Consider the following 24,944-nt stretch of genomic DNA (forward strand, 5'->3'; position numbering starts at 1 on the left):
ATCCCGGGAGACCTAACCATGACTTTTACTGATGATACAATTGGTGATTTTTTCGAAAAACAGGTCAAAAATGATCCTGACAGGGAATTCATAATCTACCCTGACAGGGACCTGAGATTCACCTATAAGGAATTCGACGAACGGGTCAATATGCTGGCCAAGGGCCTGCTTGAGATCGGAATAAAAAAGGGTGACCATGTAGGTATATGGGCTACCAACGTGCCTGACTGGCTTACATTCCTGTTCGCAACGGCAAAGATAGGTGTTGTCCTTGTTACAGTCAACACCGCATACAGGATACATGAAGTAGAGTATCTCATGAAGCAGGCCGATCTGAAAGCCATTGCCATAATCGACGGTTTCAGGGACGTAAGCTATATCGAGACGATCTACGAACTTGTTCCCGAACTCAAAACCCAGAGCCGTGGGAACCTGAAGAGTGAAAAGTTCCCACATCTGAAGAATGTCATTTTCATCGGTCAGGAAAAACACAGGGGAATGTACAATACCCGTGAGCTCTTCCTGCTGGGACAGCAAAGAAGTGACGAGGATATCCATGAGATAATGAGTACACTCGACAAAGATGATGTCATCAACATGCAGTACACCTCAGGTACAACAGGATTCCCGAAGGGTGTAATGCTGACACACTACAATATCCTCAACAACGGATACTATATCGGTGAGCGCCAGAAGTTCACCCAGGATGACAGGCTCTGTCTTCCGGTCCCACTCTTCCACTGTTTCGGGATAGTACTCGGAGTGCTTGCAACCCTGACCCACGGCGGAACGCTGGTCATGCTCGAGCTCTTTGACCCTCTCATGGTGCTGGCTGCGGTCCAGAAAGAGAAATGTACTGCACTCTATGGTGTGCCGACAATGTTCATTGCCGAGTTCAGCCACCCGATGTTCGAGATGTTCGACCTCTCATCCCTCAGGACAGGTATCATGGCAGGACCACCGTGTCCCATTGAGGCAATGAAACGTGTTATCAACGATATGCACTGTAAGGATATCACCATCGCGTACGGACTTACCGAAGCATCACCTGTCTTCACCCAGACCAGCACTGATGATTCTATCGAGCGCCGTGTGAGTACGGTGGGAACCTCCATGCCTGATATAAAAGTAAAGATCATCGACCCCGAAACCGGAGAAATTGTCGAACCCGACGTACCTGGTGAGATATGCTGTCGTGGTTACAATGTCATGAAAGGATACTACAAGATGCCTGAAATGACAGAAAAGGCAATAGATGAGGATGGATGGCTGCACAGCGGTGATATTGCGACTGTGGATGAAGACGGCTATTACAAGATCACAGGTCGTATCAAGGACATGATCATCCGTGGCGGGGAGAACATCTATCCCAGGGAGATCGAGGAATTCCTGTTCACCATGCCCGGTATCAAGGACGTACAGGTGGTCGGTATTCCCGATGAAAAATACGGGGAGATCGTTGGTGCTTTTGTTATCACTTCCGATGGTACCGATATCACTGAGGCGGACGTCCGCGACTACAGTATTGCAAGGATAGCGCGCTACAAGGTGCCCAAGCATGTGTTCTTCGTGGAAGAATATCCGCTTACAGCAAGCGGCAAGGTCCAGAAGTTCAAGCTAAGGGATATGGCAGTTGATCTGCTGAAGGAAAAACAGAGCTGAAAAATAAAAACAAAATGATGTGATTAATCACATCATTCTTTTCTCATCATAAATACCATTGTGATTACAGCAGCAACAGCCAGAACAATACCAAATCCCGGAATACCCGGTATCGGACCACTTTCTTCGGTACTGCCTGTGGTTGCCTCTATATAATCGAGATACTCACTATAGACCACGATCTCGGTACCCATGAACGCGGAATCCTGTGCATAATAGTCCTGCAATCCTTCAAGCAGCTCCTGCACATTGTCATCCGTCATGAAACCATCATCGACTGCTACACTGATCAGCGCATCCCCGCCTGCAGCCCTTACCTCACCCATCTTGGCTGCAACGGAATCCACGATATCAGCAGTCGAATCCAGTGAATCACCCTCTGCATCATAGGTAAGGATCACAAACAGTTCAACATAATCCGCTACCTCCCCAATTGACGACCTGTCATATGAAAAAGGCACGTCTACCGCAAGTGGCAGGGAATTATCCGTGCTCTCACGTATGCCCTCAACCAGCATCAGATTGTCCTCACAGGCAGCCTCCGAATCTTCAGCACACGGGTTCAGTGCAATACTTATCCCGTCATAGCGTGCCAGCGACTTATTATTATAATCAGTGATTGCAGATACGGTCTCCTGTACAGATGCAGAGTTATCCTCTGTGACACCTGTGGGATCACTGAGTATCATGGCATAGACAAGCATATCATTGTCATGAGCATTCTTTACGAATCTCTCAAGACCCCATATGTTATCAGGAGTCACTCTCAGCATTACCATATTAAGGCCGCTTTCCCTCATATCAGCAACCATCGAGTCATTGTACCCGGCTGCATCAAAGATCCTGACGGCATTTATCTTGCCGTCGGGGGGTGTGACATTGATCTTCACGGGTGCGGGAGTTGTCTCAGAACTGGTATTCTCGGAAAGTTTTGCTTCCTCTTCAGACGCAGTAGTACCGGAAATGCTGACAGTTGGCTCATCAGATACGAACTTACGCACATATGCATAGTCAAAGGCTGCATATCCCATATTCTTCGAAACATCGGAATAAGTGCTTGCAAAGAGATATGCTTTCATTTCTTCAACAGGTACGTAGTTCTCTTCCTCGGTGGATGCCAGATCCATACTGCCCACTCTCTCACCATTCTCAAAGAAAGCAACCCTGCCTAGTTCATCCACCATATACCAGGCAACACCTGTAGTATACCATGTGTCTTCGGCTACGTTCAGGGAAGCGGTGTCCTTCGGGAAGTATCGTGCATCACTTTTCTCATTCTCAAGCACCCAGGATACATATGTCTCGTTCTCAAGTTCGGTACGAACAATTACCTGATTTCGGTTCTGATTATTGGGATCCACAAATCCCTGCTCTATTATCGGTCCGCGGGTATCAGATCCTGTTGTGACCTTTTTTCTTTTTACAACGAGCATTGAGTTAACAGGAAAATCATCATCGGATTTTACCTGTGCGACATCTTCGGGGTGGAATTTCGGAACTATAAGCTGGAGAGTACCTCCTGTCACGTCAACCTCACCCCCGCCGGTATAGTACTGGTCCCATTTACCGAAATTGATATTGAAATTGCTGAAATCATCGAAGAGTTCAAAGGTGGAAGGACCTGAACTTACGTCGCTTGCATCAGGATTACCATAATACATTTCTATTCTTGCATTCCCGTTGGCAGCGATATATGGCACTCTTACCCAGACACGTGCAGTTTCATCCTCTGCATCCCATTCCTCAACCCAGTGTTTGAGCTGCGTATCACCTGAGGTGAAACGGATGTCCTCACCTTCGGATTCAGCCAGGGAAAAGTCGAAGTTGGAGCTGTTCAGAATGAGAAGTACCTGGTAATTTACAAGGTTCTGACCGGAATTCTCCGAGATTGTAATTTCTTCAGAATAATTCCACTCTCCTCCTCCCGAATATGTTAATGCGGCACCTACCTGCGTAAATGCAAGTAAAAATAACAAACTAACAAGTGTATATACTACAATTCTTTGTATCAATCCACTCACCTTCTTATAACCTATAATAAGATGATATTTATTACTATTTAAATAGATTATATGTGCATAAAATGGCACTATACATTATCCTTTTGTAAGCAAAAGCTTAAATATCTGGCCAGACGGGTATAAAAATATAAAAAATGTTTCCAAACTATGTAGCCAGAAAACGCCGCTACCATTCTAATTTAAAAAAAAGATTATGTTCGACTTCTGGACATAAAATATTCCACAAGTTCTCCAGATATGCTGTTACTCCCAGGGACATGTGGTATCTCGTCACAGCTAAACCACCCGGCATCTTCTATCTCTCCATCAATAAAACGAATCTCCCCATCTCTGTATTTTGCTGTGAACCCGATCATTAAGGAATCAGGATACGGCCATGGTTGACTACCAAAATATGAGATATCTGTAATACAGAGGCCCACCTCTTCCATAACTTCCCTGACAACAGCCTCTTCAATGGACTCACCGGGTTCCACAAAACCAGCTATCAGACCATAACGACCTGAGGGGAAATGAGGTGATCTTGCCATAAGGATCCTGTCATCCTTCTCGATCATAACGATAATAGCAGGAGAGATCTTCGGGAAGAAAAGCAGACCGCAATCAGGACATTGTTTGGCTCTCTCATCTTCTTTCCTGAAGGTTGCGGTACTACATCGTCCACAGTAAAGGGTGTTGAAGTCCCATTCAAGCAGATGTACAGCCCTCCCTGCCACAGCTGCCATAGATTCTCCGATAATTCCGGGCAGTTTTCTGAGATCCTCAAATATGATACTGTCATTCTCTGCAAAATCGTCTGCAATTTTAGCTGCAAAACATGAAGAATTCCGGAACTCACCAAGATACTGTTCTCTTTGAAGATCGACACCAAGAGATGACAGATGATCTGCTGACGGCAAAAAAATGCTGTCTTCGTCGGATATGAGTAATATTTCCCGATCCTTGAATACGAAATAATGATCAGAATCTTTTCCCTGTTTTTCCGGAGGTGTTAACAGGGGTAAAAAGTCAAGTTCAGAAAGAATGCATTCACGGATCATATCAGAAATAATACAGAGTAGACACTTATTTGTCTGCCGGTAGCAGGAATAAAAATATCAAGGGCAGACTGGATCTTATCCCGTCTTACTCGTAGGGAGAAACCTCATCGGGCATTGGAGTTGTGTGTAGTACACATTCGTTACCGTGCCTTACCAGGTCCTCAATTGATTTTCGAAGTATGGATGGATAGACCATACCCACTTCTTCCTTTATGGGCTTTCCGCGGCAGAAGAACTTGAATGTCGGAGTTGCCCTGACAGCATATCGCCTTGCAGTTCTGGCACTAAGCAGGCCGTTCATCCTTATGAATGTACATGAATCCCGGAATTCAGTTGCATATTGTCTGAAATAAGGTTCTATATCCTTACAATGGGCACATGTCGGAAGATAGAACATAACAACCATTGGTTTTTCCTGATTCTCAATGAGTTCTTCCCAGTTCTCGTCAGTTGCTTCGATTACATCCGATTCGTTAAAATCATCTTCATTCATTTTTACCGCTCCCGAATAAGCTTTGATTTTTCAACTATAAATAGTTCTGCAAAAAAAGAAAATTACTCAGGCTTTTTTAAAGCCTGAATGAACTTATACATTTTCCTTTGCCCAAGTAACTGCTGCATCCAGCACATCATGGTTCAAAGAAACAAGCTTTGGCTTTTTGGAGAATGTTTCGGCAATCGCGGACCTGAAATCATCCTCTGAAAGACCTGTGACCCCGAGAGCCAGCATAACACCGAGCATTACAGTGTTTGCAGCCTTGCCAGAGCCTGCTTCTTCTGCTATTTTGATTGCAGGTACTGCTATTCCCCTGACACCTTCGGGAATTTCACACTCACCGATGGTCGAGTCGTAGAGAATAACTCCACCTTCTTTCACATCACCTGCGAACTTCTCGAGTGATGGCTGGTTCATGGCTACAAGTATATCAGGTGTGTAAACAACAGGGGAACCTATGGAGTCGCCTGATATGACCACGGAACAGTTGGAAGTACCTCCCCTCTGCTCGGGTCCGTAGGAAGGATACCATGAAACAAAACGCCTTGCGTTACATCCTGCATGCGCAATGGTAAGTCCCATACTCAGTACTCCCTGACCACCAAAACCTGCAGCCTTTACCTTCACCTGAGGGAAATCCGGATCATGCACTGCATCAGGTGATGATTCTGTTTCAAGGTTGAATAATTTGTCAACTGACTCCCTGGAGAAATCACTTACACCTCTTTTCAGTGGTTCTGTCTCTGCCGAGAGGTCCCTGAAATTACCAAGCGGGAATTCCTTTTCCATTTCCTCGTTCACAAAACGGGTACTCTGTTCCGCATCCTGCCTTAAGTTTGTGGGACAGGTTGACAGTATCTCCACAAAGGCATAACCCTTGCCGTCACGCTGTATCTCAAGAGCCTTTTTGATAGCTTTCCTGGCTTTTCTTATGTGTGATATATCAGATATCGAGACCCTTTCAATGAAAACGGGAGCTTTGAGGTTGTCCAGAATCTCGCACATGTGAAGCGGATAACCTGCAAATCTTGGGTCCCTGCCGTCAGGACAGGTCACGGTCTTCTCACCGATCAGTGTGGTCGGTGCCATCTGACCGCCTGTCATTCCATACACCGTGTTGTTAACAAAGAATACTGCAATCTTCTCACCACGGTTTGCAGCCTGCATGGTCTCATTGAGTCCAATGGATGCAAGATCGCCGTCTCCCTGATAGGCAATCACCACCGCATCATCTTCTGCTCGGGATGAACCGGTTCCAACAGCAGGTGCCCTTCCGTGAGCAACCTGGAGATTGCCACAGTCAAAGTAATAATAAGCAAAGACAGCACAACCTACAGGACTTATCATAATGGAGCGGTCCTGTATCTCAAGATCTGACATTGCCTCACCTATGAGCTTGTGGATAATACCGTGTCCGCAGCCGGGACAGTAGTGAGTTGCAGTTGGTGCTGCACCTCCCTTACGCGGGAATTCGGGATACAGACCTGCGCTCTTAATTATTTTCTCAGCCATGATCACTCCTCCCTTGCAGCAATGTCACGTATCTTTTCCATAACCTGGTCCATTGTTATGAGATTTCCACCCATGCGGTTTACAAGTTCAACTTCCCTGTCACAACCCACAGCAAGCTGAATATCCTCCTGCATCTGTCCGTTGCTCATTTCCACGGACACAAAGGTACAATCCCTTGAATCGGCAATGTCCCTGAGTTCCTTTTCCGGGAACGGGAAGAGGGTCCTTGGCCTGAAAAGACCCACTTTAAGACCTTCTTTCCTTGCCTGGTCCACAGCAGACCTGCATATACGGCTGCTGATTCCGTAGGAAACGAGGATGATGGAGGCATCTTCTGTCATGTAATCCTCATAGTCAACTTCCTTTTCCCTGATAGTTGCATACTTCTCCTGTATCTTATAGTTAAAATCCTCAAGCAGGTTGAAGTCAAGGAAGATGGATGTAACAAGATTCTCTCTTGTTTCAGCGGTACCGTTTACGGCCCACGAAGTATCTATCTCGAGATGCACTGACTTTTCCGGGAACTGTATGGATTCCACCATCTGGCCAAGCACACCATCCGCAAGCACGAAAACCGGGTTCCTGTACTTGAAGGCAAGGTCAAAGCCCTTGATCACCATATCGCACATTTCCTGCACGGAGTTTGGAGCAAGCACGATGTTTCTGTAATTACCGTGACCTCCTCCTTTGACGACCTGGCTGTAATCTCCCTGCTCGGGTCCGATATTACCAAGACCCGGACCTGCACGCATGATATCAACTATTACACATGGAAGCTCCGAGCCTGCGAGATAGGAGATACCTTCCTGTTTCAGACTGATACCCGGACCGGAGGATGCAGTCATTACCCTGTGTCCGGCTGATGCTGCACCGTATACCATATTGATGGCAGCTTCCTCTGATTCGGCCTGCACGAACTTTCTTCCCACCTGTGGGAAGTATTTGGAGGCTTCCTGCAGGATCTCACTTGCGGGAGTGATGGGATAGCCGAAATAACAGTCGCAACCCGCATACAGGGCACCGATAACTGCCGCCGTATTTCCTTTAACTAATTGTGTTGCCACTTTTGATCACCTTGATATTTATTTTTCTTTTACGGGAATGTGGATCTCTATTGCGAGTGGCTCGGGACATGTATAGTAACAGTTTGCACAGCCCGTGCAACCCTCACCTGCATACTCCACATAGTGATAGCCTCTTTCGTTGAGATCGTCACTTAATTTAAGAAGGTCTTTAGGGCATGCAACTATGCAACGACCGCATGCCTTACACTCAATAATATTGATAACCGGGTAAGGTTCCTTTTTTTCCTGAAGATCTGACATAGTATCTAACCTCATGATAATTTAAAATAAAAGTTCCCGGACAGGAACAAAGCCCGTATAAGAATAACTGCTTTGGTCCGGGAATGCCTTTCTTCTATATAAGTTATTGCGGCTCTTTATCGTGGTCACGTATCTCCACTCGTCTTATCTTACCACTGATAGTCTTTGGAAGCTCTGTGACAAACTCGATGGCGCGCGGGTACTTGTAAGGAGCTGTTACCTTCTTGACATGGTCCTGAAGTTCCTTTTTCAGCTCCTCGCTTGCGGTATAGTTCTTTGTAAGAACTATGGTGGCCTTGATGATCTGACCCCTGATAGGATCGGGAACACCTGTGATGGCACATTCGAGTACAGCAGGGTGCTCGATCAGTGCACTCTCAACTTCAAAGGGACCGACCCTGTAACCTGAGGTCTTTATAATATCATCGGCCCTTCCAACGAACCAGAAATAGCCGTCCTCGTCCTTCCATGCCATGTCACCGGTATGGTAATAACCGTCATGCCAGACAGCTGCTGTTCTCTCAGGTTCTGAGCCGTATCCTGTAAATATCCCGGGAGGATTTCCAAAGCTTGTGTGGATCACAATCTCGCCTTCCTCTCCGACCTCGGCAGGCTTTCCTTCTGCATTGAGCAGCTCTATGCTGTACTCGGGTGAAGGTTGTCCCATAGAACCGGGCTTTGGTTCAAGCCAGGGATATGTAGCCAGGGTAACGACGGTCTCAGTCTGTCCGAAACCTTCCATGAGTTTAAGGCCTGTGATCTCCAGGAACTTTTCATACACTTCAGGGTTCAGCGGTTCTCCTGCTGTCACACAATACTTCAGGTTGCTGAAATCATATTTACTCAGGTCCTCCCTGATAAGGAAGCGATAAATTGTCGGGGGTGCGCAGAAGGTTGTGACACCGTACTTTATGGCATTATCCAGCATCCTGTCAGCAGCGAATCTTTCATAATCATAGACAAAAACAGCACTTCCTGCGATCCACTGGCCGTAGATCTTTCCCCATTCACATTTTGCCCATCCGGAATCCGCTACTGTGTAATGCAGTCCGCCGTCCTCCACATTCTGCCAGTACTTGGCGGTAATGATATGTGCCAGAGGATATGTGAACTTGTGAAGTACCATCTTCGGGAAGCCTGTGGTACCGGATGAGAAATAGTTCAGCAATATGTCATCATTGTCTGTAGCTTCCTCACCAACAGGTCTTTCAAATTCAGCAGATTCAGCTTCGAGTTCTTCCTCGAAGGAGATCCATCCGTCTCTTTTCATGCCAATTGCGATCCTTGTCCTGAGGATAGAGCTTACTTCATCGTAAGCCTCATCAACGTAGTCCAGCACATTTACATCAGGTGCACAGATCACCATACTGATATTGCCTCGCTCCACCCTGTAGACGATGTCCTTCTTTGTGAGCATGTGGGTGGCAGGGACGGCTGTGGCACCGATCCTGTGCAGTCCAAGCAGACAGAACCAGAACTCATACCTGCTTTTGAGCATAAGCATGACACTGTCACCTTTCTTGATGCCGAACTTCTTCAAGATATTCGCGGCTTTGTTGCTGTATTCCGCCAGGTCCTTGAAGTTGAATATTCTTTCATCGCCATTGTCATCGCACCAGACTAGTGCTTTTTTCTCCGGCTGTTCCTCTGCATATACATCGACAACATCATATGCAAAATTGAAATTGTCCGGGATATTGATCCCTAGTGCTTTTTTCTCCGGCTGTTCCTCTGCATATACATCGACAACATCATATGCAAAATTGAAATTGTCCGGGATATTGATCCTGAAATTCTGTTTAAAATCTTCGTATGAATCAAAGTCTGTCTGTGATACATACCTGTTAAGTAATGAAGCCATTTTTCCTCCGAATCATAAAATAACTGCTAGGAACTTTGCCGGTTTTCCACCTACTGCCTGCATGCAGTGATCATAGCCTGAATCAAAGAAGATCGAATCTCCTTCTTCAAGGATGATCTCATTGTTGTGGATAACGATCTTCAGGGTCCCTTCAAGCACATAATCGAACTCCTGTCCGGGATGGGAGTTCATAGATGGTTTTGAATCCCCGGATTTTGGTTCTACCTTTACGACAAAGGGCTCAGCCTTTTTATGGATGAAGTTTGCAGCCAGGTTCTGGTACTTATAGTCACTGCGCCTGTCGACACTTACTCCTTTGTCCTTCCTGGTAACTGTGAACACATGCATCCTGGGATCCTCGCCGGTGAGCAGCACGGTCATATCCACATTCAGATGCTGGGCGATCTCAAAAAGGACACTTGCAGGCATGTCCTCTTCAGCATTTTCATACTTGCCGTATACATCGGCTGGTACGTCCACAAGCTCTGCCATCTTTTCGGGTGAGATACCACATATCTCACGTAACTCCCGGACACGGGATGCGATTTCTTTTATTTTTTCCTGCATGGATATCACTTCAATGAGAAATTGTATTGAAAATGACCGCACGGGAAGAGCTTCCTCCATTTCAGTCTGCATTTAAAGAAGTTATGGACAAAACTGTATGAACAAGCCCTTTACGATGTGCTGTTTTTGTAATAGCCGGGATTTTAAGGCCTCCTCATATTTTAATATATTCCTTTTTACGGAATGCTAAAATTGAGTTGATCTTCATGCATGAACAGTAAAAAGCTTCAAAAACAAAATATATAATCAGAAACATATATAAACAGATAGAATAAAGCATGATGAGACATATGGAATTAATCATTATTGATTTATACTTTCACCAAGTACTCAACTACCAAAAACGAAAATGATCCCTATGCATGTAGCCTTTGAAAGCATTGAAAAGATGGAACATGAATACCGACGACAGATAATCCATGCCGCTTTCGGTCTGCTTATTTTTGCCTTCCCTTTCTTCAGCACACTGACACTTATGGTGATGAGTCTGCTTCTGGTAATAGCGCTGGGTAATTTCAGGGATTATCTTCCTGTTGAAAAATACCTTTACAAAAAACCTCCGCCTGGTTCGAGGGAGATGCTCACCAACGGGATCAACGAGGGTATAAGAAGCGCTCAGTACCTGACCCTCTCACTGTTCATACTGCTATTGATAAGCCTTATACATGAATATACATCACTCTCTTTTCCTCTCTATGTGGTGGGAGGTGCCATGGCGATATCTACTTTCGGCAGCAGTGCGGCCTCATTTATCCGCCACCGCAAGAAATTGCAGATGGCCAGAATTGCAAACTCGCCCGGGAAGATCGAAGAACATCATCTTCTTCCCTCCAGCATAGTCATGCTCGGTGTGGGTATAGTCTCCGCCTATATTGCAGGAGCATGGATTGCAGGCTGGGGCGACGTTGCTGTTAGCAGAAACCTCATCTTCTTTGTAGCTGTTATAGGCTCGATCACAGCCGCTCTTTTCGAATCGATTCCGTCAGAAGTTGACGATAATCTCTCGGTGCCCCTGGGTGCGGGAATGGCAATGTGGACTTTCAATGCATTCGGCTTTTCGGTACCACCTACCCAGATGTTCATAGCCCTTGTTTTTTCACTAGTGCTGGGCTACCTTGCCTATAAAACAAAAATTGCCGATCTTTCAGCATTGTTTGGTGCAGCACTGCTCGGAGTGCTTATCATAGTATTCAGCGAGATTTTCTGGTTTATCCTGCTGCTTACATTTTTCATACTCGGAGGCGCATTTACGAAGTATAAGTACAGGTACAAGAAATCAATCGGTCTCGCACAGTCAGATGGCGGTGTACGCAGCTATGAGAACGTGTTCAGCAACAGTACGGCTGCTCTTGTACTTGCCATTTTTTACGGTATATATCCCCAATATGCCGAGCTTATAATTTTCGCATATCTGGGAACAGTGGCCACGGCAACAGGTGATACACTCGCAAGCGAAATCGGAACGACAGCCCACTCACAGCCTATTATGATAACCACACTCAAACATGTCCAGGCAGGAGTTGACGGGGCGGTTACAGTACTTGGTGAATTTGCCGCAATACTGGGTGCTATGGTCATAGGAATATTAGCGGTGATCTTCGGAATGGTTGATAATGCTTTCATGGTCATCCTGATCACAACTGCCGGTGGCTTCTTCGGAACAAATGTGGATAGTCTACTGGGTGCGACCCTGCAGAAAAGAGGATTACTTTCAAACAGCGGGGTCAATTTTGTAGCGACCTTTGCTGGTGCGGCAATTTCCGGTATTCTTTATCTTTTATTGGTCTGACAGACTGGTAAACTGCGGTTACTGAAGTCATAAAGCATGTTTTAAAGAAAAGTTATAAACCGTCGTGAGAATGCTCTATTATGAAAAAGAACACCGAGATTGAAGGCATTGCCAGAGAGACACTTGACTTTATTCTTGAGGTCAGCAGGTCCACTTATCCAAACGAGTTTGCAGGACTCCTTGAAGCAAAGGACGGCATAATAACCGATGTGCTCTTTTTACCGGGTACAGAATCAAGCGAGAGCAATGCTGTACTAAAACTTTTCATGATGCCGAATATCTCGGCGGTGGGATCGGTGCACAGTCATCCAAGCTCGGTCATCCGTCCCTCAAAAGCCGACCTTCGCCTCTTCAGTAAGACCGGAACACGACATATAATTACAGGTCATCCCTACAAGAGTAAAAACTGGAAATGTTATGATGGTAGTGGGGAAATAGTTGATCTGCCGGTGCTTGATGTGGAACTTCAGGATGATGATGTGTTGTAGGTATTTCTTAACCTGAAAACAGAATCAAATATTATGCAGTTGCAACTATGTCGCTGCACATTAATTCTGCCTGTTCGAGAATATTTTTGGTGGCCAGTATTTGCATATCAGGCGGATAACCATATTTTTTCAAGAGCTTTTTCACACTCACCCTCATCTTTGCCTGGATATTCTTTCTCACTGTCCAGTCTATTGTGGCATTGTTTCTGATAATTCCGACAAGCTCTATGGCCATAAGTCTTAAAGTTTCATCTCCAAGTACATCCACAGCACTATCATTTGCCGCCAGAGCGTCATAGAATGCAATCTCCTCTGCATTCAAACCAAGTTCTTCATTGTGTTTGTCAGAGTCACGTATCTTTTTAGCCAGTTCGATCAGTTCTTCAATTACCTGAACTGTATCTATTCCTCTATTCTTGTACTCATTAACTGCACGCTGAAGCATCTCAGCAAAGGATTTACTTTTTACCAGGTTCTTACGCTGACGTATTCTTATTTCATCATTGAGCAGTTTTTTGAGTACTTCATAGGCGAGATTTTTCTGAGGAAGATCACGCACTTCAGTTAAAAAGTCCTCAGATAGAATTGAAATGTCAGGCTTTTTGATCCCTACGATATCAAATACATCAATTATTTCTTCGGATACAACCGATCTGGAGACGAGTTCCTTGATCGCGGAATTTACTTCATATTTGGAGGTAGTTGTCTTGCGATCTATCTTAACGAGTATGGACCGCACTGCCTGGAAATAACCAACTTCATCCCTTATCAGATCTGCCTGTGCATGTGGTTTTGAAAGTGCAAATGCTTTGGATAGTTCAGTTACGTGCTGTATAAATCTCTTCCTTTCATGCTTACTTTGTTGTTCTGTCCTGCCTAGAGAAAGAATGAAGTCTGCACCTTCTCTGACAATGGTAAGTTTCTCTTTCGGGGAAGCCGTTAAAATTCTACGGTAATTAAAACCGTGAAACATATCACGGACGATCTCATACTTTTCAAGCATCAGGTCTACGGCTTCATCTTTGAGGTCAGCGGGTTTTCCACGACCTCCGCTTCTTGTATAATTTGCCATAGCATACTTAAGATCATACAGCAGACCTACATAATCCACTATAAGACCGCCAGGCTTGTCCTTGAACACTCTGTTAACACGCGCTATTGCCTGCATTAGAGTATGACCCTTGAGCCACTTGATAAAGTACATCGTATGCAGACATGGTGCATCAAAACCCGTAAGCCACATATCACAAACAATGACGATTTTGAGAGGATCGTCAGGGTCCTGCATCCTGTCCCTGATCTTCATCCTCTTGCTTTTGCTTCTGATGTGAGGTTGCATTGATTTTTCATCAGCAGCACTTCCGGTGATTATGACTTTAACAGCACCTTTCAGATCATCGTCATCATGCCAGTTGGGTCTGAGTGCTATGATCTCATTGTAGAGATCCACGCAAGTCCGGCGATTCATGCAGACGATCATTCCTTTTCCTTCAAGGGTCGCTACTCTGCTCTCAAAATGGGGAATAATATCTGCTGCCAGTTTTTTCAGGTTACTTTTACTACCGACAACAGCATCCAGCCGCGACCATCTGGATTTTAATTTCTCACTTTCATATTCTTCTCTGTCTTCCGTGAGTAAAGCGAACTGCGTATCGAGAGTATCTCGTGCCTCTGCAACAATATCAATTCTGGAGAGCCTGTTCTCATAGAATATTTTGACGGTTACTCCATCTTTGACTGCCTGTTCAATATCATAGATGTCGATGTAGTCTCCAAATATAGCAGGCGTGTTCCTGTCATCAAATTCTATGGGTGTGCCGGTGAAGCCTATAAAAGATGCGTTTGGCAGAGCATCACGCATATGTTTTGCAAAACCATATGAGAATCTGGCTTCATCGTCTTTTTGTGACATTTTCATCTCCAGACCGTACTGGCTCCGATGAGCTTCATCAGCTATGACAATTACATTGCTGCGTTCAGTGAGAGCAGGAAAACTATCTTCGCTGTTCTCTGGCAGGAACTTCTGAATCGTCGTAAAGACAATGCCGCCGGATGCCACTGATAACAAATCCCTGAGCTCTGCGCCTGTATTTGCCTGTACTGGATGTTGCCTGAGCAGGGAGCTGCATCTTGCAAAGCTTTCAAAGAGCTGACCGTCAAGATCGTTGCGGTCCGTTATGACAACAATGGTAGGGTTGTCCATATCCACCACAAGCTTGCCTGCGTAGAATATCATTGAAAGACTTTTACCCGAACCCTGTGTATGCCAGATGACACCACACCTTCGATCTCCGTCGGGACGGGAGGCTTCTATGGTCTTTTGAACCGCCTTGTTCACGGCATGATACTGATGATAACGTGCGAGCTTCTTGATTATCGGGCCATGGTCTCCTTCAAATACCATGAAATTCTGTACAAGGTCGAGTATAACATCCTTATTACACATTCCTTTTAACAGAACTTCCATTTCAGGAATCAGGAAATCGGCAGTATTCTCTCCATCGATGGTTTTCCAGGATGTGAACCATTGCCTGCTTGAAGTAATGGTGCCTGCCCTTGCCTCCTGACCATCGCTTATTATCAGGAAGGCGTTGTACCTGAAAAGTGAGGGGATCTCATCCTTGTAGGTCTGGAACTGATTGTAGGCTGTCCATATGAGATCATCATCTTCATATTCACTGTCATCCTCAGGTCGTTTGAGTTCCATAACAACAAGAGGCAATCCATTTATGAACAACACTATATCCGGTCTGCGATTGTTCCTGTTTTCAACTACAGTGAACTGGTTGACTGCAATGTATTCATTGTTACAATATTCTTTGAAGTCAAAGAGCCATACCTTGTCATAGACGACCTCACCTTCATTATTCCTGTATTCAACATCAACACCATTTACAAGCATGTTATGGAATACCTGATTGCTGTGTATCAGGTCCTGTGACTCGGTTCTGACTACTTTTTTCAGTGCTTCCTCCCTTGCTGGAGAAGGAATATGCGGATTAAGTGTAGCTATGGCTGCTCTGAGTCTTTCAATAAGGAACACATCAGAATAGGTAACTCTTTGAGAATCAGGAGTTTCCGGGGCTATGTCAGGTCCGTAAAAGTATCCATAGCCAAGCTCGGTAAGTATCTCAAGGGCTGCTTCTTCAACTTCTGATTCGGAGACTATACAGGACATAGGACATTATTCATCAGAATAGTTTTTAATTCCAAAAGAAATTCATATTTAAATTATTTAAATTTGACCACTCATCCAGATTGAAATTTTGCGTAATTAGTTTCAAATTTATGCATGAAAAAAAGAAGATATTTTTCTTCCGGAATCAGTCATTGTATGCATCAAATATCTGCCATAGCCAGATGAGTGGAGCGGTTATGAATCCAATTACAAGAAATGTAAGTAGCCCGCTAACAAAAAGACCTACCCATATACCAATTGCTTTGAATATCTGACCCTTTACGAGTTGACCCAACCCTGGTAAGAAAAATGACAACAACGCCGGAACTCCGTGTTTTTTATTATCGCTCATGTAAGTTTCCTCAAATATGTAGAACAGACATTCTATATTTACAATAATATAAAAAGACTTTTGCCTGATTTGTTTCTATGTTTAACTGTATAGGCAAAACCTAAAAACTGGTATGCTTATATCAAAAAATGGGGTACTCCGCAGCTGCTTCAAAGACCTCCTATGGATACGGAATTTCTTCGAAGTCTTCTAAGGTATCTTCGTAACTACCAATCTGGTAGAAATTGGTAGTTATTGGTAATTCACAACTAAAAATTAAGGATCATTTCAGATTGTGAAGAAAATCATCCAGTGAGACATTTGCCTGTTTAAGAATACTGCTTAATGTACCTTTCTTGAGTGGATTATGCAAAGGCACAGTTACAGTATCCTGACCACGCTGCAAAAAAACATGGCTCCCTTTTTGTCTGACAACCACAAAGCCAAGTTTTGTAAGAGACTTGATGGCCTTCTGCCCGGAAGTTACTGGTAATTCAGGCACTTGCAACATCAACCTTTACGATCTCACCAAGAACTCTTGCCTGCTCTCCCGTTACCTCGAGCACAAGTTCAATGGCTTCCTTGATGTTCTCAAGAGCCTCTTCTTTTGTATCGCCCTCACTGATGGCTGCAGGGAGTTCAAGACAACGAGCAGTGTATCCTCCTTCCTCCGCAACTTCAAGAACTATTGTGTACTGCATGATTATTCATCAGTTCTTATGATATATTAAGTTTGATTGGTACATGGCGGAGACGAAGTGCTGACAAAAAGTATCAGATAATTACTTTATCTGTTCACTCCCATGTACCTGTACAGGTAACTTCTACCCCTTTTGACCTGTTCGATATAATCAAGTTCTGCAAGATATTGCATGTCATTCCTTGCTGTATCATAGGCAACATTATATTTTCCTTTGATCTCAGCAATCGAGAAGTACCTATCAGGTTCCTTGAGCAGGCTTTTGAGTATATCCGCCTGCCTGAGATTCAGATCCCTGGATCTTTCAATGATCTGCATGGTCTCATGCTGCTCCTGCTTCTTCAGAATTATGTGCTCCTCAAGGTCATCCAGTGCTTTTTCTATTGTCGAGAGGTTATAGTTTACGAAATAAGTAAGGTCGTTCCAAGATTTACTACCAATTTAGTGGAGATTGGTAATTAATAATAATCCGTTTTCACTTGAAATCCTCAATAATGTCTATAATTTCAAAAACTGTTGTGCAGGGGTTGCTTTCGGTGCTGATAAGTTCTGTATCACTGTCCAGATGTATTTCAGCGATCTGTTTTGAATTGATCAATGCACGCCGGATTTTGGGGATAGTTCTTTCATAAAGAGTTGGATCGTTTTTCTGATAGTTGGAAATGAAGTTTTCTATCTTTCTTAAAAGAGTTTCTTTTTCAAAACGATTGGGAAAATAGCCAAAATGGCAAAGTATCCAGTATTCGAACGAAGGATTGGAGAATATGAGACCGATATTATGTTTGCTTGCGGTATTAATTGCTTTTTGAAAATCATTATTCGTATTCGCATCTCTGTCAAAGATGCAGAATATGAGGTCATCAGCTCGAAAATCTCTCTTGTGATGTTCCATGAACTTTATTGTGTATTCCAGTAATCTGTTAACTGCTTTGTCACTTCTGGATGAATATATTTTAATGCTGAGTCTGGGGATTCTCTGGTTAATTCTCAGTTTTTCAAAATACAGTCTCTCGGTCTTCTCACCCTCACAGAATATCCACATATTACGTGTGGATTTTCTACCTTCTCTTCTAGCCATTTCATATCCTCATCAAAAGAAAGCTGTTTCGTCAATGAAAGGGAGTCCTCCAACTCTGCCTGTGAGGTAGGCTCTTTCAAAATCCGCATCCTGTCTTATGTCGTATTCAAGAAGAGAATACAGTTCTGTGTTTCTGTTCGGTTCTTTTGAACAGAAATATATCTGGTCTTTGCGGAACAGTTCATTGTCCAGCAGGGATGTGTTGTGAGTTGTGAAAATGAGCTGTGCGTTCTTTTCGTTCTTTTTGCTGTTGAAGAGTCTTACAAGAAATCTTGTAATGGAGGGATGCAGGCTCAGTTCTAACTCATCGATGAAGGCTACCTTTCCGTTTTCCAGAATATCGAAGATGGGGCCCAGGAGTGCAAGTGTCCGCCGGGTTCCTTCCGATTCCTCAGAAAGGTCCAGTCCGATAAGTTTGTTGTCTGCGGTTCTGTGGAGGAAACTTACAGAGAATTTCTCTTTTTCGTCTTTGTGGAAACTAAAAGGTTCTTCTTTAAGCAGAAACCCCTCATTAGCGACTTGTTCCTTTTCTATGATTATGTCCTCTATGCCACCGAAATCGGCTGCTTTGAGAATTTCCAGGACCTTCTCTTTAAGCTGCCTGTTATGAGACATCTGTGAGATGGTGTAGTCTGTCCATGCAGGATCATAGTTTATAACCAGATACTTGCTGAAAAATTCGTAGGCTTTTTTTGTTCCTTCAAATCCAAGTTGTGTTGCCCTTGATAGATAAAGAGTGTTGTCTATTGTCTGATCTTTGAGCTGTTCCTGTTGCTTTTTTTCTTTTGAGCCAAATTTGTATTTGCTGGTATTCGTCCTGCTGAACACAAGCCTTTCTCTTTTTTGCGGTCTGTGATACAGATATTCGTCTATCACTTTGCTGTCGGTACATGAGAACCCATAGCGATAACGCACATTCTCATGTATGAAGCGTATCTCGAAGATGCTTGCCTTTTTTCCGCCCTTTTCACCGAATTTAAAAGGCACAACCGGAATCCGCGAGTCAATATTGAACTTGTGTGAATTCAAAACCATGTTTCGCATGAAATGAATCCCTTTAATGATATTGGATTTCCCCGAAGCGTTAGCCCCGTAAATGACAGCTGACCGGAGCAAATTCTCCCTGCCGGAAATAGCTATCATGTTCTCTGACAACTTTTTGCCCGGCCCGGAGTCCAGACTCAATATAACTTCGTCCCCGATGGACAAAAAATTGGAAATCTTAACGTCGATTAGCATGATATTAAATAAAACGTTAGATTTGATAAACTTATCGTTGATTTTTGCAGAAATAATGCAAATTTCGGAATTAAAGTTATTGAATTGATCATTTACCCGCAGATACACCCCATAAAGATAAAATATGAATATTGTTTTGTAATCTCATTGTTTTACCCTTATTTTTCCAGACATGAGTTTTGGGAGGAGAGAGTCTCTAAATTGAGAAAGAGTATCTGCTTGTTCAAGATTATAGTGAATCTGGTTAACAATTGGTTCAGCTATTTGATCAAATCTCCTAATCAAATCTATAGGAGGACATGTAACCTTTAAGTTTCCGAGCAATTTGGTTGTAAGACTGCCTCTTGAACTATGGGAATCAGAAATTCGACGCATTTCATCATAACGCCTAGCTAGATTAAAGAACAAGTAAAAGTCTGAGATTAGTTTAGTATCAGCAGCTAAAGATACAACTGATTGATTGACATACGTGTCTAATAACAATAACGATGTTTGCCCGCGGGTGTGACCTTGACCAGCACTTGCAATTACAGTACTTCCGGATCTTGCTAATCGCGTACTTGAGTTTTCTACTCCAATTTTTGAAATTGATTTTTCTGTGTTGATAATAAAACGATTGCGAGTTTCACCTGAAGATAGCCAGGGAATATCTCCATCCCAATATTCAGGTACCTTAGTACGAGGAGTTCCACCACTCATTATGTATTCACATAAATCCGACAATATTTTTACTTCCCACCCCGCCGGAATCTCCCCCAACTCAGAATCAACCATCTCACCACCACTTGACCTGTAAGGCTGCCCGTTCTCATCAGGAAACTCAAAGTCGATGAACCAGTGTTTGAAGATGGCCTGTGCCATCTGTTCGAGGATGGTGTTCATCTGGCGGTTGAGTTCGATTTTGTCGTCTAAATCTTCCAAGAATTTAGAAATTTTTTTCTGGATGATCAAAGGAGGCAATTTAAATGTAAAGTCTCGCATCAATTTCAGTGATACATTTTTTATGGTTGTGCCTGTAGCTAATGAAGTTATGTAGTTCTGAAAATAATCACTCATTAAAACATACTTAATATATTGCTTATCAATTTCATCGATGACATTGAAATAACAAGCACTCTTGCCCAAAAATACTTTTTCTCCTTTATATAATGCAATATTACCTAAAGTACCATTTATAGAAACTAAGATTGTCCGTTCATTTAGGTTTTTTTTGTGCTTCAAATATTCTTCTTTAGAAGCTCTTTTTGTTTTATCGTTGATTACAATTGTACCGTTACTTAGGTTATTTCCATTTATAAAGTAATACTCCCCATTCTCATCATATTTGGGAGTACCATGAAGTCCATCTCCTAAGACGGATGTTATATCTTCAAGCCTTACTTCTTCCCATTCACAACTCATACCCAATCCCCTTCAGATTCTCCCTTATTTTCTCCTCAAGCTCCCTCGACCTCTCGAACTGCTCCGACAACTGCGAGGTCAGCCTTTCCATCTTCTCTTCGAAGGGTTCGTCGTCCTCTTCCTCTTCGGCAAAACCTACGTACCTGCCGGGGGTCAGGATGTGGTCATGCTTGCGGACGTCCTCAAGGGTTGCTGACTTGCAGAATCCCGGCACGTCCTCGTACTCTCCGCCTTCACCGCGCCAGGCATGATAGGTGTCGGCAATCTTTTTGATCTCCTCCTCTGTCAGTTCGCGGTGGGTGCGATCGCGGAGGATGCCCATATCGCGTGCGTCAATGAACAGCATCTCACCTCTGCGGTCACGGAACTTGTTGTTCTGCTTGTCCCGTGAGATGAACCAGAGGCATGCGGGAATGCCGGTGTTGTAGAACAACTGGCCAGGGAGGGCTATCATGCAGTCCACAAGGTCGGCTTCCACGATATTCTTCCTGATCTGGCCTTCGCCGGAAGTGTTGGAGGACATAGAGCCGTTGGCCAGGACAAATCCCGCAATGCCTGTTGGTGAGAGATGGGAGATGTAGTGCTGCACCCATGCGAAATTGGCATTGCCCTTTGGCGGAACTCCGTAGGTCCATCTGCCGTCATCCTTTAGCTGCTCGCCCTTCCAGTCGGAATCGTTGAACGGGGGATTTGAGAGTATAAAATCCGCCTTCAGGTCCTTGTGCTGATCGTTGTGGAAAGTATCGCCCCATTTTATATTGCTGTCAATTCCACGGATGGCTAGGTTCATCTGGCAGAGCCTCCAGGTGGTCTGGTTGGATTCCTGGCCGTAAACAAATATGTCACCAACCCTTCCTCCGTGTGCCTCCACAAACTTCTCACTCTGCACGAACATTCCGCCGGAACCGCAGCATGGATCGTATACACGGCCGTGGTATGGTTCGATCATCTCCACAAGCACCCTGACAATACTCTGTGGTGTGTAGAACTGTCCGCCACGTTTTCCTTCCGCATCGGCGAACATGCCAAGGAAATACTCGTACACTCTGCCAAGAATGTCCTTGCTCTTACTCTCCTTATCTCCGAGTCCTATGGTTCCAACAAGGTCAATAAGCTCTCCAAGGCGCTGCTTGTCAAGTCCCTCACGTGCATAGTTTTTCGGCAATACGCCCTTAAGTGTCTGATTATCCCTTTCGATGGCTGTCATGGCATCATCAACAAGCTTGCCAATGGTGGGGCGCTTGGCGTTCTTCTCAATGTATTCCCAGCGGGCTTCAGGTGGCACCCAGAAGATATTCTCTGCAAGATACTCATCCGGGTCCTCGGAATCGGAATACTCATCCTCTAGCAGTTCATTGAACTTCTCTTCAAAAGCATCGGAAATATATTTCAGAAAAATAAGACCCAGAACCACATGTTTGTACTCGGCGGCATCCATATTGTTTCTGAGCTTATCAGCCGCCTGCCACATCTTTTCTTCAAAACCAAGGTTCGCACCATTAGAAGCTTTTTTATCCTTAGCCATCGTATCAACTACCCTTAACAGTGGTTTAAACAAGAAAAAACTTTCTTCCATTATCATAATATCCTGAGATATGTCTGCTGGCAGACCGGATTACAACATACGTAAAAAATAATTGTTCGTAAGTCAGCGATTGAATTTACAAAGCCATTGGAATATACAACAGCCCCTGTAATTCAGCAGGGTTTAGGTTAAATAAAAATATGCTCTACTAGCTATTGCGGGTTAGGGAAAAGCCGCGGGTTAGCAACCATATATCCGGAATATCGGGGAATGTCCGGATTTGCAACGAGAGGCACCAGAAGCGTGGTGGTTTATCGGTGCCTCATCTTACCTTATTATTGATTATTATTGTGCTTTAGATGTGAATCCAGTTACTAGGTCCCAATTCCTGATACCAATTCCATTGCACTCATGAACCAGACTTCTTAATGTAATCCCAGTACAAAAGTGTTCCGATTTTAATTTTTAATACTAAATTTTATTCAGTATCTCTGATATAACTTGTTATCTCAGACCCATGACTCTGAAAGATTTACATATCCTTCCCGACAAAGGATACATAAAAAGTATATCTTACCAAATGTAAATTAATACAGAGATGGGAGTACATGAGTAAAATCAAAGATCTGGCTACGCAGACGTTTAAACGCTGGAGTGACTATGACGGCATAACCGACAGTGCAGCTCTTGCATTTATCTTCTTAATGAGTCTGCCTGCTCTTCTGTTATTTACCATATCACTTGGAAGCATATTTGTAAAAGATGTGACACTGCAGCAAAGAATCATCAGCTATGCTTCAAATATTGCGGACCAGACCACCCTGAACTTGCTGAATTCCCTGTTTCAGCAAATTCCGGACACAAATACGTTAACTATGGGCTTGATCATCAGTATTCTGCTTTTTCTCTGGACAGCCGGGAACCTCTTCAGGCAGCTTCAAAAAACAATTAACGGAATGTGGGATGTAGGATATCAGCCAGGTGCGTGGTATGAAGAATCCCTGAGAAAAAGGTTCTCAGCCATGCTTGCAGTATTTGTTTTTGTGCTGCTCCTTGTGGCATCTACATTTCTGGAAGTGATCCTCCTGAACATATCCCAGAGCTTCCAGAATATACTCCCCTTGCCTCTTAACGTGATACAATACAGCACCTCGGTCATCAACCTGATAATACTGCTATTGCTGTTCATTTACCTTTACAGGGTCCTTCCGGAAACAAAGCTGGATATGAAGTACGTCCTTACAGGATCCTTCCTTACGGTATTGTTTATCCTGATAGGAAAATATGCTTTCAGTCTCTATCTTCTGTTCGGAAATCCAAGAAGCGCCTACGGGAGCATCGGCTCCCTGATAGCAATGTTCCTGTGGATATACATCTCCGCGATCATAATTACCGTTATGGCCGAATTTACCAAGGTCTATGCTGATTATGACAGTTAAGAATATGGCTGGAGCTGACAGCGGATCTGCAAAGCATATTTAAAGCACCGTCGACTAAATATTGAACGTTAAGACATTCAAGTATCAGGGGGTTCAAAATGTCTGAAGAAACCAGAAAGAAAATATCCAGCTACCTTTCAAGCCACGACTGGCTTAATCTTGGAACAGTTGATGAAGATGGCAAACCCATGGTCCATACAATGGCCTATGCGTCCGAGGGACCTGAGGTATACTTTACAACCAGAAAGCATACCCATAAGGTCTCACACATAATGAACAATCCTAATGTTGCTTTCACTGTTGACGAAGATAATGTGCAGGTAATGGAAATAAAAGGTGTCCAGATGGAAGGCAGGGCATCCATGATAACTGATGATCAGGAAGCTCAAAAAGCAATGGATCTGATGTTAAAAAAGTATCCCTTCATGTCCAGCATGCCTCCAAGTGATGATTATGTCCAGTTCAAAGTCGAGCCTGTGAAAGCATATTTCCTTGATTATACAAAGGGATTCGGTCACAGGGATGAAGAGATCTATTAAAGTAGATCATAAAAGAATTATTGTGTCCCCGGAATGTCCGATAACCGGACATTTCTGCATTTTTTAAAATAAATCATCCGTTAGTTAGTAATTCATTAGTTAAAATAAAAAAATTTAAAAAAAGGAACAAATGAAGATAGTATTCATTTGTCCGCTTATTTAGTCACCAACCCTAACCCGCCCGTTTTTGTGGTACAGAGAATATTATAAGACGCCGTGATAGCTCAGGTATGAGTAGTACACGAACAGTGAAACCAATAGAGATATTATCAGCGTTGCAAAGTTGGAAGCACTGTGGTCGACGTGATATTCTGTCATGTTTGATCATGACACTATAAGATTCAATAGTATTTATAGTTTTTTAGTATTTATCACGATTAATCATTCTATTCTATGGTATACGAACAAACTCGATCCGGACATTTCTAGTTTACAAAGGACAGATAAAAAAATAAATCAACATCAATAGAGCATATATCAATATCATATTAAATTGAAATGAATCATTTCCTCACCCTGAGAAAGTAGTTAAGATTTACCTGAAATGAAAATTGCAGGACTGAAAACCTCAATAGTCTATCATGTATTATCATTATGTTACAAAACTAAACGAGTCTAATTTGCAATCTATCACTATTAAATATAAAGATACTGAGTTGAAAATAACGTTTGCATCATATCCGGCCAAAGACTACGACTGATGAACATAAATACATGGAAAATTATCTCCATATAGATTTCGAGTATATTCCG

At 43.6% G+C, this 24,944-nt stretch carries 22 protein-coding genes; 5 read left to right on the forward strand and 17 right to left on the reverse strand.

Translation table 11 applies throughout. From position 1 onward, the window contains the following. The first annotated feature begins 18 nt into the window (after nucleotides 1-18). The gene (locus tag HWN40_RS07240; RefSeq protein ID WP_176965106.1) at nucleotides 19-1,662 is read left to right on the forward strand and encodes an AMP-binding protein; all 1,644 of its coding nucleotides are present in this window, start codon (nucleotides 19-21) and stop codon (nucleotides 1,660-1,662) included. A gap of 32 nt (nucleotides 1,663-1,694) precedes the next feature. Here the strand turns inward: HWN40_RS07240 and HWN40_RS07245 are convergent, their stop codons facing one another. The 8 genes from HWN40_RS07245 to HWN40_RS07280 form a co-directional block, all read right to left on the reverse strand. After that, nucleotides 1,695-3,674, reverse strand: coding sequence for a DUF2341 domain-containing protein (locus tag HWN40_RS07245; protein WP_176965107.1), 1,980 nt, complete (start codon nucleotides 3,672-3,674; stop codon nucleotides 1,695-1,697). A 200-nt stretch (nucleotides 3,675-3,874) separates the two neighbouring features. Beyond that, a complete protein-coding gene (gene nudC / locus HWN40_RS07250; protein WP_176965108.1) occupies nucleotides 3,875-4,723 on the reverse strand; it encodes an NAD(+) diphosphatase in 849 nt (282 codons plus the stop codon). Between the two features lie 85 nt (nucleotides 4,724-4,808). Continuing rightward, entirely contained in the window at nucleotides 4,809-5,216 is a 408-nt protein-coding gene (locus HWN40_RS07255) for a thioredoxin family protein (protein WP_176965109.1), read from the reverse strand. A gap of 93 nt (nucleotides 5,217-5,309) precedes the next feature. Then, a complete protein-coding gene (locus HWN40_RS07260) occupies nucleotides 5,310-6,731 on the reverse strand; it encodes a 2-oxoacid:acceptor oxidoreductase family protein (protein WP_176965110.1) in 1,422 nt (473 codons plus the stop codon). Between the two features lie 2 nt (nucleotides 6,732-6,733). Next, the gene (locus tag HWN40_RS07265) at nucleotides 6,734-7,795 is read right to left on the reverse strand and encodes a 3-methyl-2-oxobutanoate dehydrogenase subunit VorB (RefSeq protein WP_176965111.1); all 1,062 of its coding nucleotides are present in this window, start codon (nucleotides 7,793-7,795) and stop codon (nucleotides 6,734-6,736) included. Between the two features lie 18 nt (nucleotides 7,796-7,813). Beyond that, nucleotides 7,814-8,056 carry a 4Fe-4S dicluster domain-containing protein gene (locus HWN40_RS07270; RefSeq protein WP_176965112.1) on the reverse strand — a complete coding sequence of 81 codons (243 nt, stop codon included), beginning with the start codon at nucleotides 8,054-8,056 and terminating at the stop codon, nucleotides 7,814-7,816. Nucleotides 8,057-8,159: 103 nt separating this feature from the next. Continuing rightward, a complete protein-coding gene (locus HWN40_RS07275; RefSeq protein WP_176965113.1) occupies nucleotides 8,160-9,917 on the reverse strand; it encodes an AMP-binding protein in 1,758 nt (585 codons plus the stop codon). Between the two features lie 12 nt (nucleotides 9,918-9,929). Further along, nucleotides 9,930-10,484: a helix-turn-helix domain-containing protein gene (locus HWN40_RS07280; RefSeq protein ID WP_176966328.1), complete on the reverse strand. Its 555-nt coding sequence runs from the start codon at nucleotides 10,482-10,484 to the stop codon at nucleotides 9,930-9,932. A 349-nt stretch (nucleotides 10,485-10,833) separates the two neighbouring features. On the opposite strand from HWN40_RS07280, the gene HWN40_RS07285 reads away from it, so the two are divergent. Both HWN40_RS07285 and HWN40_RS07290 read left to right on the forward strand, forming a co-directional pair. Further along, a complete protein-coding gene (locus HWN40_RS07285) occupies nucleotides 10,834-12,273 on the forward strand; it encodes a TIGR00297 family protein (protein WP_246275861.1) in 1,440 nt (479 codons plus the stop codon). Nucleotides 12,274-12,353: 80 nt separating this feature from the next. Further along, on the forward strand, nucleotides 12,354-12,761 hold the full coding sequence (locus HWN40_RS07290; RefSeq protein ID WP_176965114.1) for a Mov34/MPN/PAD-1 family protein: 408 nt from the start codon (nucleotides 12,354-12,356) through the stop codon (nucleotides 12,759-12,761). A 31-nt stretch (nucleotides 12,762-12,792) separates the two neighbouring features. Here HWN40_RS07290 and HWN40_RS07295 read toward each other — a convergent pair whose 3' ends face one another. The 9 genes from HWN40_RS07295 to HWN40_RS07335 form a co-directional block, all read right to left on the reverse strand. Beyond that, nucleotides 12,793-15,939 carry a type I restriction endonuclease subunit R gene (locus HWN40_RS07295; RefSeq protein WP_176965115.1) on the reverse strand — a complete coding sequence of 1,049 codons (3,147 nt, stop codon included), beginning with the start codon at nucleotides 15,937-15,939 and terminating at the stop codon, nucleotides 12,793-12,795. Nucleotides 15,940-16,084: 145 nt separating this feature from the next. After that, nucleotides 16,085-16,291 (reverse strand): hypothetical protein, encoded by a 207-nt coding sequence (locus HWN40_RS07300; RefSeq protein WP_176965116.1) that lies wholly within the window; start codon nucleotides 16,289-16,291, stop codon nucleotides 16,085-16,087. A gap of 262 nt (nucleotides 16,292-16,553) precedes the next feature. Next, nucleotides 16,554-16,772 (reverse strand): type II toxin-antitoxin system HicA family toxin, encoded by a 219-nt coding sequence (locus tag HWN40_RS07305; RefSeq protein WP_176965117.1) that lies wholly within the window; start codon nucleotides 16,770-16,772, stop codon nucleotides 16,554-16,556. Next, the gene (locus HWN40_RS07310; protein WP_176965118.1) at nucleotides 16,765-16,971 is read right to left on the reverse strand and encodes a type II toxin-antitoxin system HicB family antitoxin; all 207 of its coding nucleotides are present in this window, start codon (nucleotides 16,969-16,971) and stop codon (nucleotides 16,765-16,767) included. The genes HWN40_RS07305 and HWN40_RS07310 overlap by 8 nt, the downstream gene beginning before the upstream one ends. A gap of 86 nt (nucleotides 16,972-17,057) precedes the next feature. Beyond that, nucleotides 17,058-17,288, reverse strand: a complete 231-nt coding sequence (locus HWN40_RS07315) for a DeoR family transcriptional regulator (RefSeq protein ID WP_246275862.1) — start codon at nucleotides 17,286-17,288, stop codon at nucleotides 17,058-17,060. Between the two features lie 157 nt (nucleotides 17,289-17,445). Beyond that, nucleotides 17,446-18,048: an RloB family protein gene (locus HWN40_RS07320; RefSeq protein ID WP_176965119.1), complete on the reverse strand. Its 603-nt coding sequence runs from the start codon at nucleotides 18,046-18,048 to the stop codon at nucleotides 17,446-17,448. A gap of 12 nt (nucleotides 18,049-18,060) precedes the next feature. Further along, nucleotides 18,061-19,287 carry an AAA family ATPase gene (locus tag HWN40_RS07325; protein WP_176965120.1) on the reverse strand — a complete coding sequence of 409 codons (1,227 nt, stop codon included), beginning with the start codon at nucleotides 19,285-19,287 and terminating at the stop codon, nucleotides 18,061-18,063. Nucleotides 19,288-19,431: 144 nt separating this feature from the next. Next, nucleotides 19,432-20,688 carry a restriction endonuclease subunit S gene (locus HWN40_RS07330; protein WP_176965121.1) on the reverse strand — a complete coding sequence of 419 codons (1,257 nt, stop codon included), beginning with the start codon at nucleotides 20,686-20,688 and terminating at the stop codon, nucleotides 19,432-19,434. Further along, nucleotides 20,678-22,213 carry a class I SAM-dependent DNA methyltransferase gene (locus HWN40_RS07335; protein WP_176965122.1) on the reverse strand — a complete coding sequence of 512 codons (1,536 nt, stop codon included), beginning with the start codon at nucleotides 22,211-22,213 and terminating at the stop codon, nucleotides 20,678-20,680. Before HWN40_RS07335 ends, HWN40_RS07330 begins: the two co-directional genes overlap by 11 nt. Before the next feature lie 608 nt (nucleotides 22,214-22,821). Between HWN40_RS07335 and HWN40_RS07340 the strand changes: the two genes are divergently transcribed. Both HWN40_RS07340 and HWN40_RS07345 read left to right on the forward strand, forming a co-directional pair. Next, a complete protein-coding gene (locus HWN40_RS07340; protein WP_176965123.1) occupies nucleotides 22,822-23,652 on the forward strand; it encodes a YihY/virulence factor BrkB family protein in 831 nt (276 codons plus the stop codon). Between the two features lie 98 nt (nucleotides 23,653-23,750). Further along, on the forward strand, nucleotides 23,751-24,191 hold the full coding sequence (locus HWN40_RS07345; RefSeq protein WP_176965124.1) for a pyridoxamine 5'-phosphate oxidase family protein: 441 nt from the start codon (nucleotides 23,751-23,753) through the stop codon (nucleotides 24,189-24,191). Nucleotides 24,192-24,944 lie beyond the last annotated feature (753 nt).

Source organism: Methanolobus zinderi (assembly GCF_013388255.1).
Lineage (GTDB): Archaea > Halobacteriota > Methanosarcinia > Methanosarcinales > Methanosarcinaceae > Methanolobus > Methanolobus zinderi.

Coding starts and splice junctions, on each gene's coding strand:
- HWN40_RS07240 (WP_176965106.1), top strand. CDS start 19: ATGACTTTTACTGATGATACAATTGGTGATTTTTTCGAAAAACAGGTC.
- nudC (WP_176965108.1), bottom strand. CDS start 4,723: ATGATCCGTGAATGCATTCTTTCTGAACTTGACTTTTTACCCCTGTTA.
- HWN40_RS07255 (WP_176965109.1), bottom strand. CDS start 5,216: ATGAATGAAGATGATTTTAACGAATCGGATGTAATCGAAGCAACTGAC.
- HWN40_RS07260 (WP_176965110.1), bottom strand. CDS start 6,731: ATGGCTGAGAAAATAATTAAGAGCGCAGGTCTGTATCCCGAATTCCCG.
- HWN40_RS07270 (WP_176965112.1), bottom strand. CDS start 8,056: ATGTCAGATCTTCAGGAAAAAAAGGAACCTTACCCGGTTATCAATATT.
- HWN40_RS07275 (WP_176965113.1), bottom strand. CDS start 9,917: ATGGCTTCATTACTTAACAGGTATGTATCACAGACAGACTTTGATTCA.
- HWN40_RS07280 (WP_176966328.1), bottom strand. CDS start 10,484: ATGCAGGAAAAAATAAAAGAAATCGCATCCCGTGTCCGGGAGTTACGT.
- HWN40_RS07285 (WP_246275861.1), top strand. CDS start 10,834: ATGATCCCTATGCATGTAGCCTTTGAAAGCATTGAAAAGATGGAACAT.
- HWN40_RS07290 (WP_176965114.1), top strand. CDS start 12,354: ATGAAAAAGAACACCGAGATTGAAGGCATTGCCAGAGAGACACTTGAC.
- HWN40_RS07295 (WP_176965115.1), bottom strand. CDS start 15,939: ATGTCCTGTATAGTCTCCGAATCAGAAGTTGAAGAAGCAGCCCTTGAG.
- HWN40_RS07300 (WP_176965116.1), bottom strand. CDS start 16,291: ATGAGCGATAATAAAAAACACGGAGTTCCGGCGTTGTTGTCATTTTTC.
- HWN40_RS07310 (WP_176965118.1), bottom strand. CDS start 16,971: ATGCAGTACACAATAGTTCTTGAAGTTGCGGAGGAAGGAGGATACACT.
- HWN40_RS07315 (WP_246275862.1), bottom strand. CDS start 17,288: ATGCAGATCATTGAAAGATCCAGGGATCTGAATCTCAGGCAGGCGGAT.
- HWN40_RS07320 (WP_176965119.1), bottom strand. CDS start 18,048: ATGGCTAGAAGAGAAGGTAGAAAATCCACACGTAATATGTGGATATTC.
- HWN40_RS07325 (WP_176965120.1), bottom strand. CDS start 19,287: ATGCTAATCGACGTTAAGATTTCCAATTTTTTGTCCATCGGGGACGAA.
- HWN40_RS07330 (WP_176965121.1), bottom strand. CDS start 20,688: ATGAGTTGTGAATGGGAAGAAGTAAGGCTTGAAGATATAACATCCGTC.
- HWN40_RS07335 (WP_176965122.1), bottom strand. CDS start 22,213: ATGGCTAAGGATAAAAAAGCTTCTAATGGTGCGAACCTTGGTTTTGAA.
- HWN40_RS07340 (WP_176965123.1), top strand. CDS start 22,822: ATGAGTAAAATCAAAGATCTGGCTACGCAGACGTTTAAACGCTGGAGT.
- HWN40_RS07345 (WP_176965124.1), top strand. CDS start 23,751: ATGTCTGAAGAAACCAGAAAGAAAATATCCAGCTACCTTTCAAGCCAC.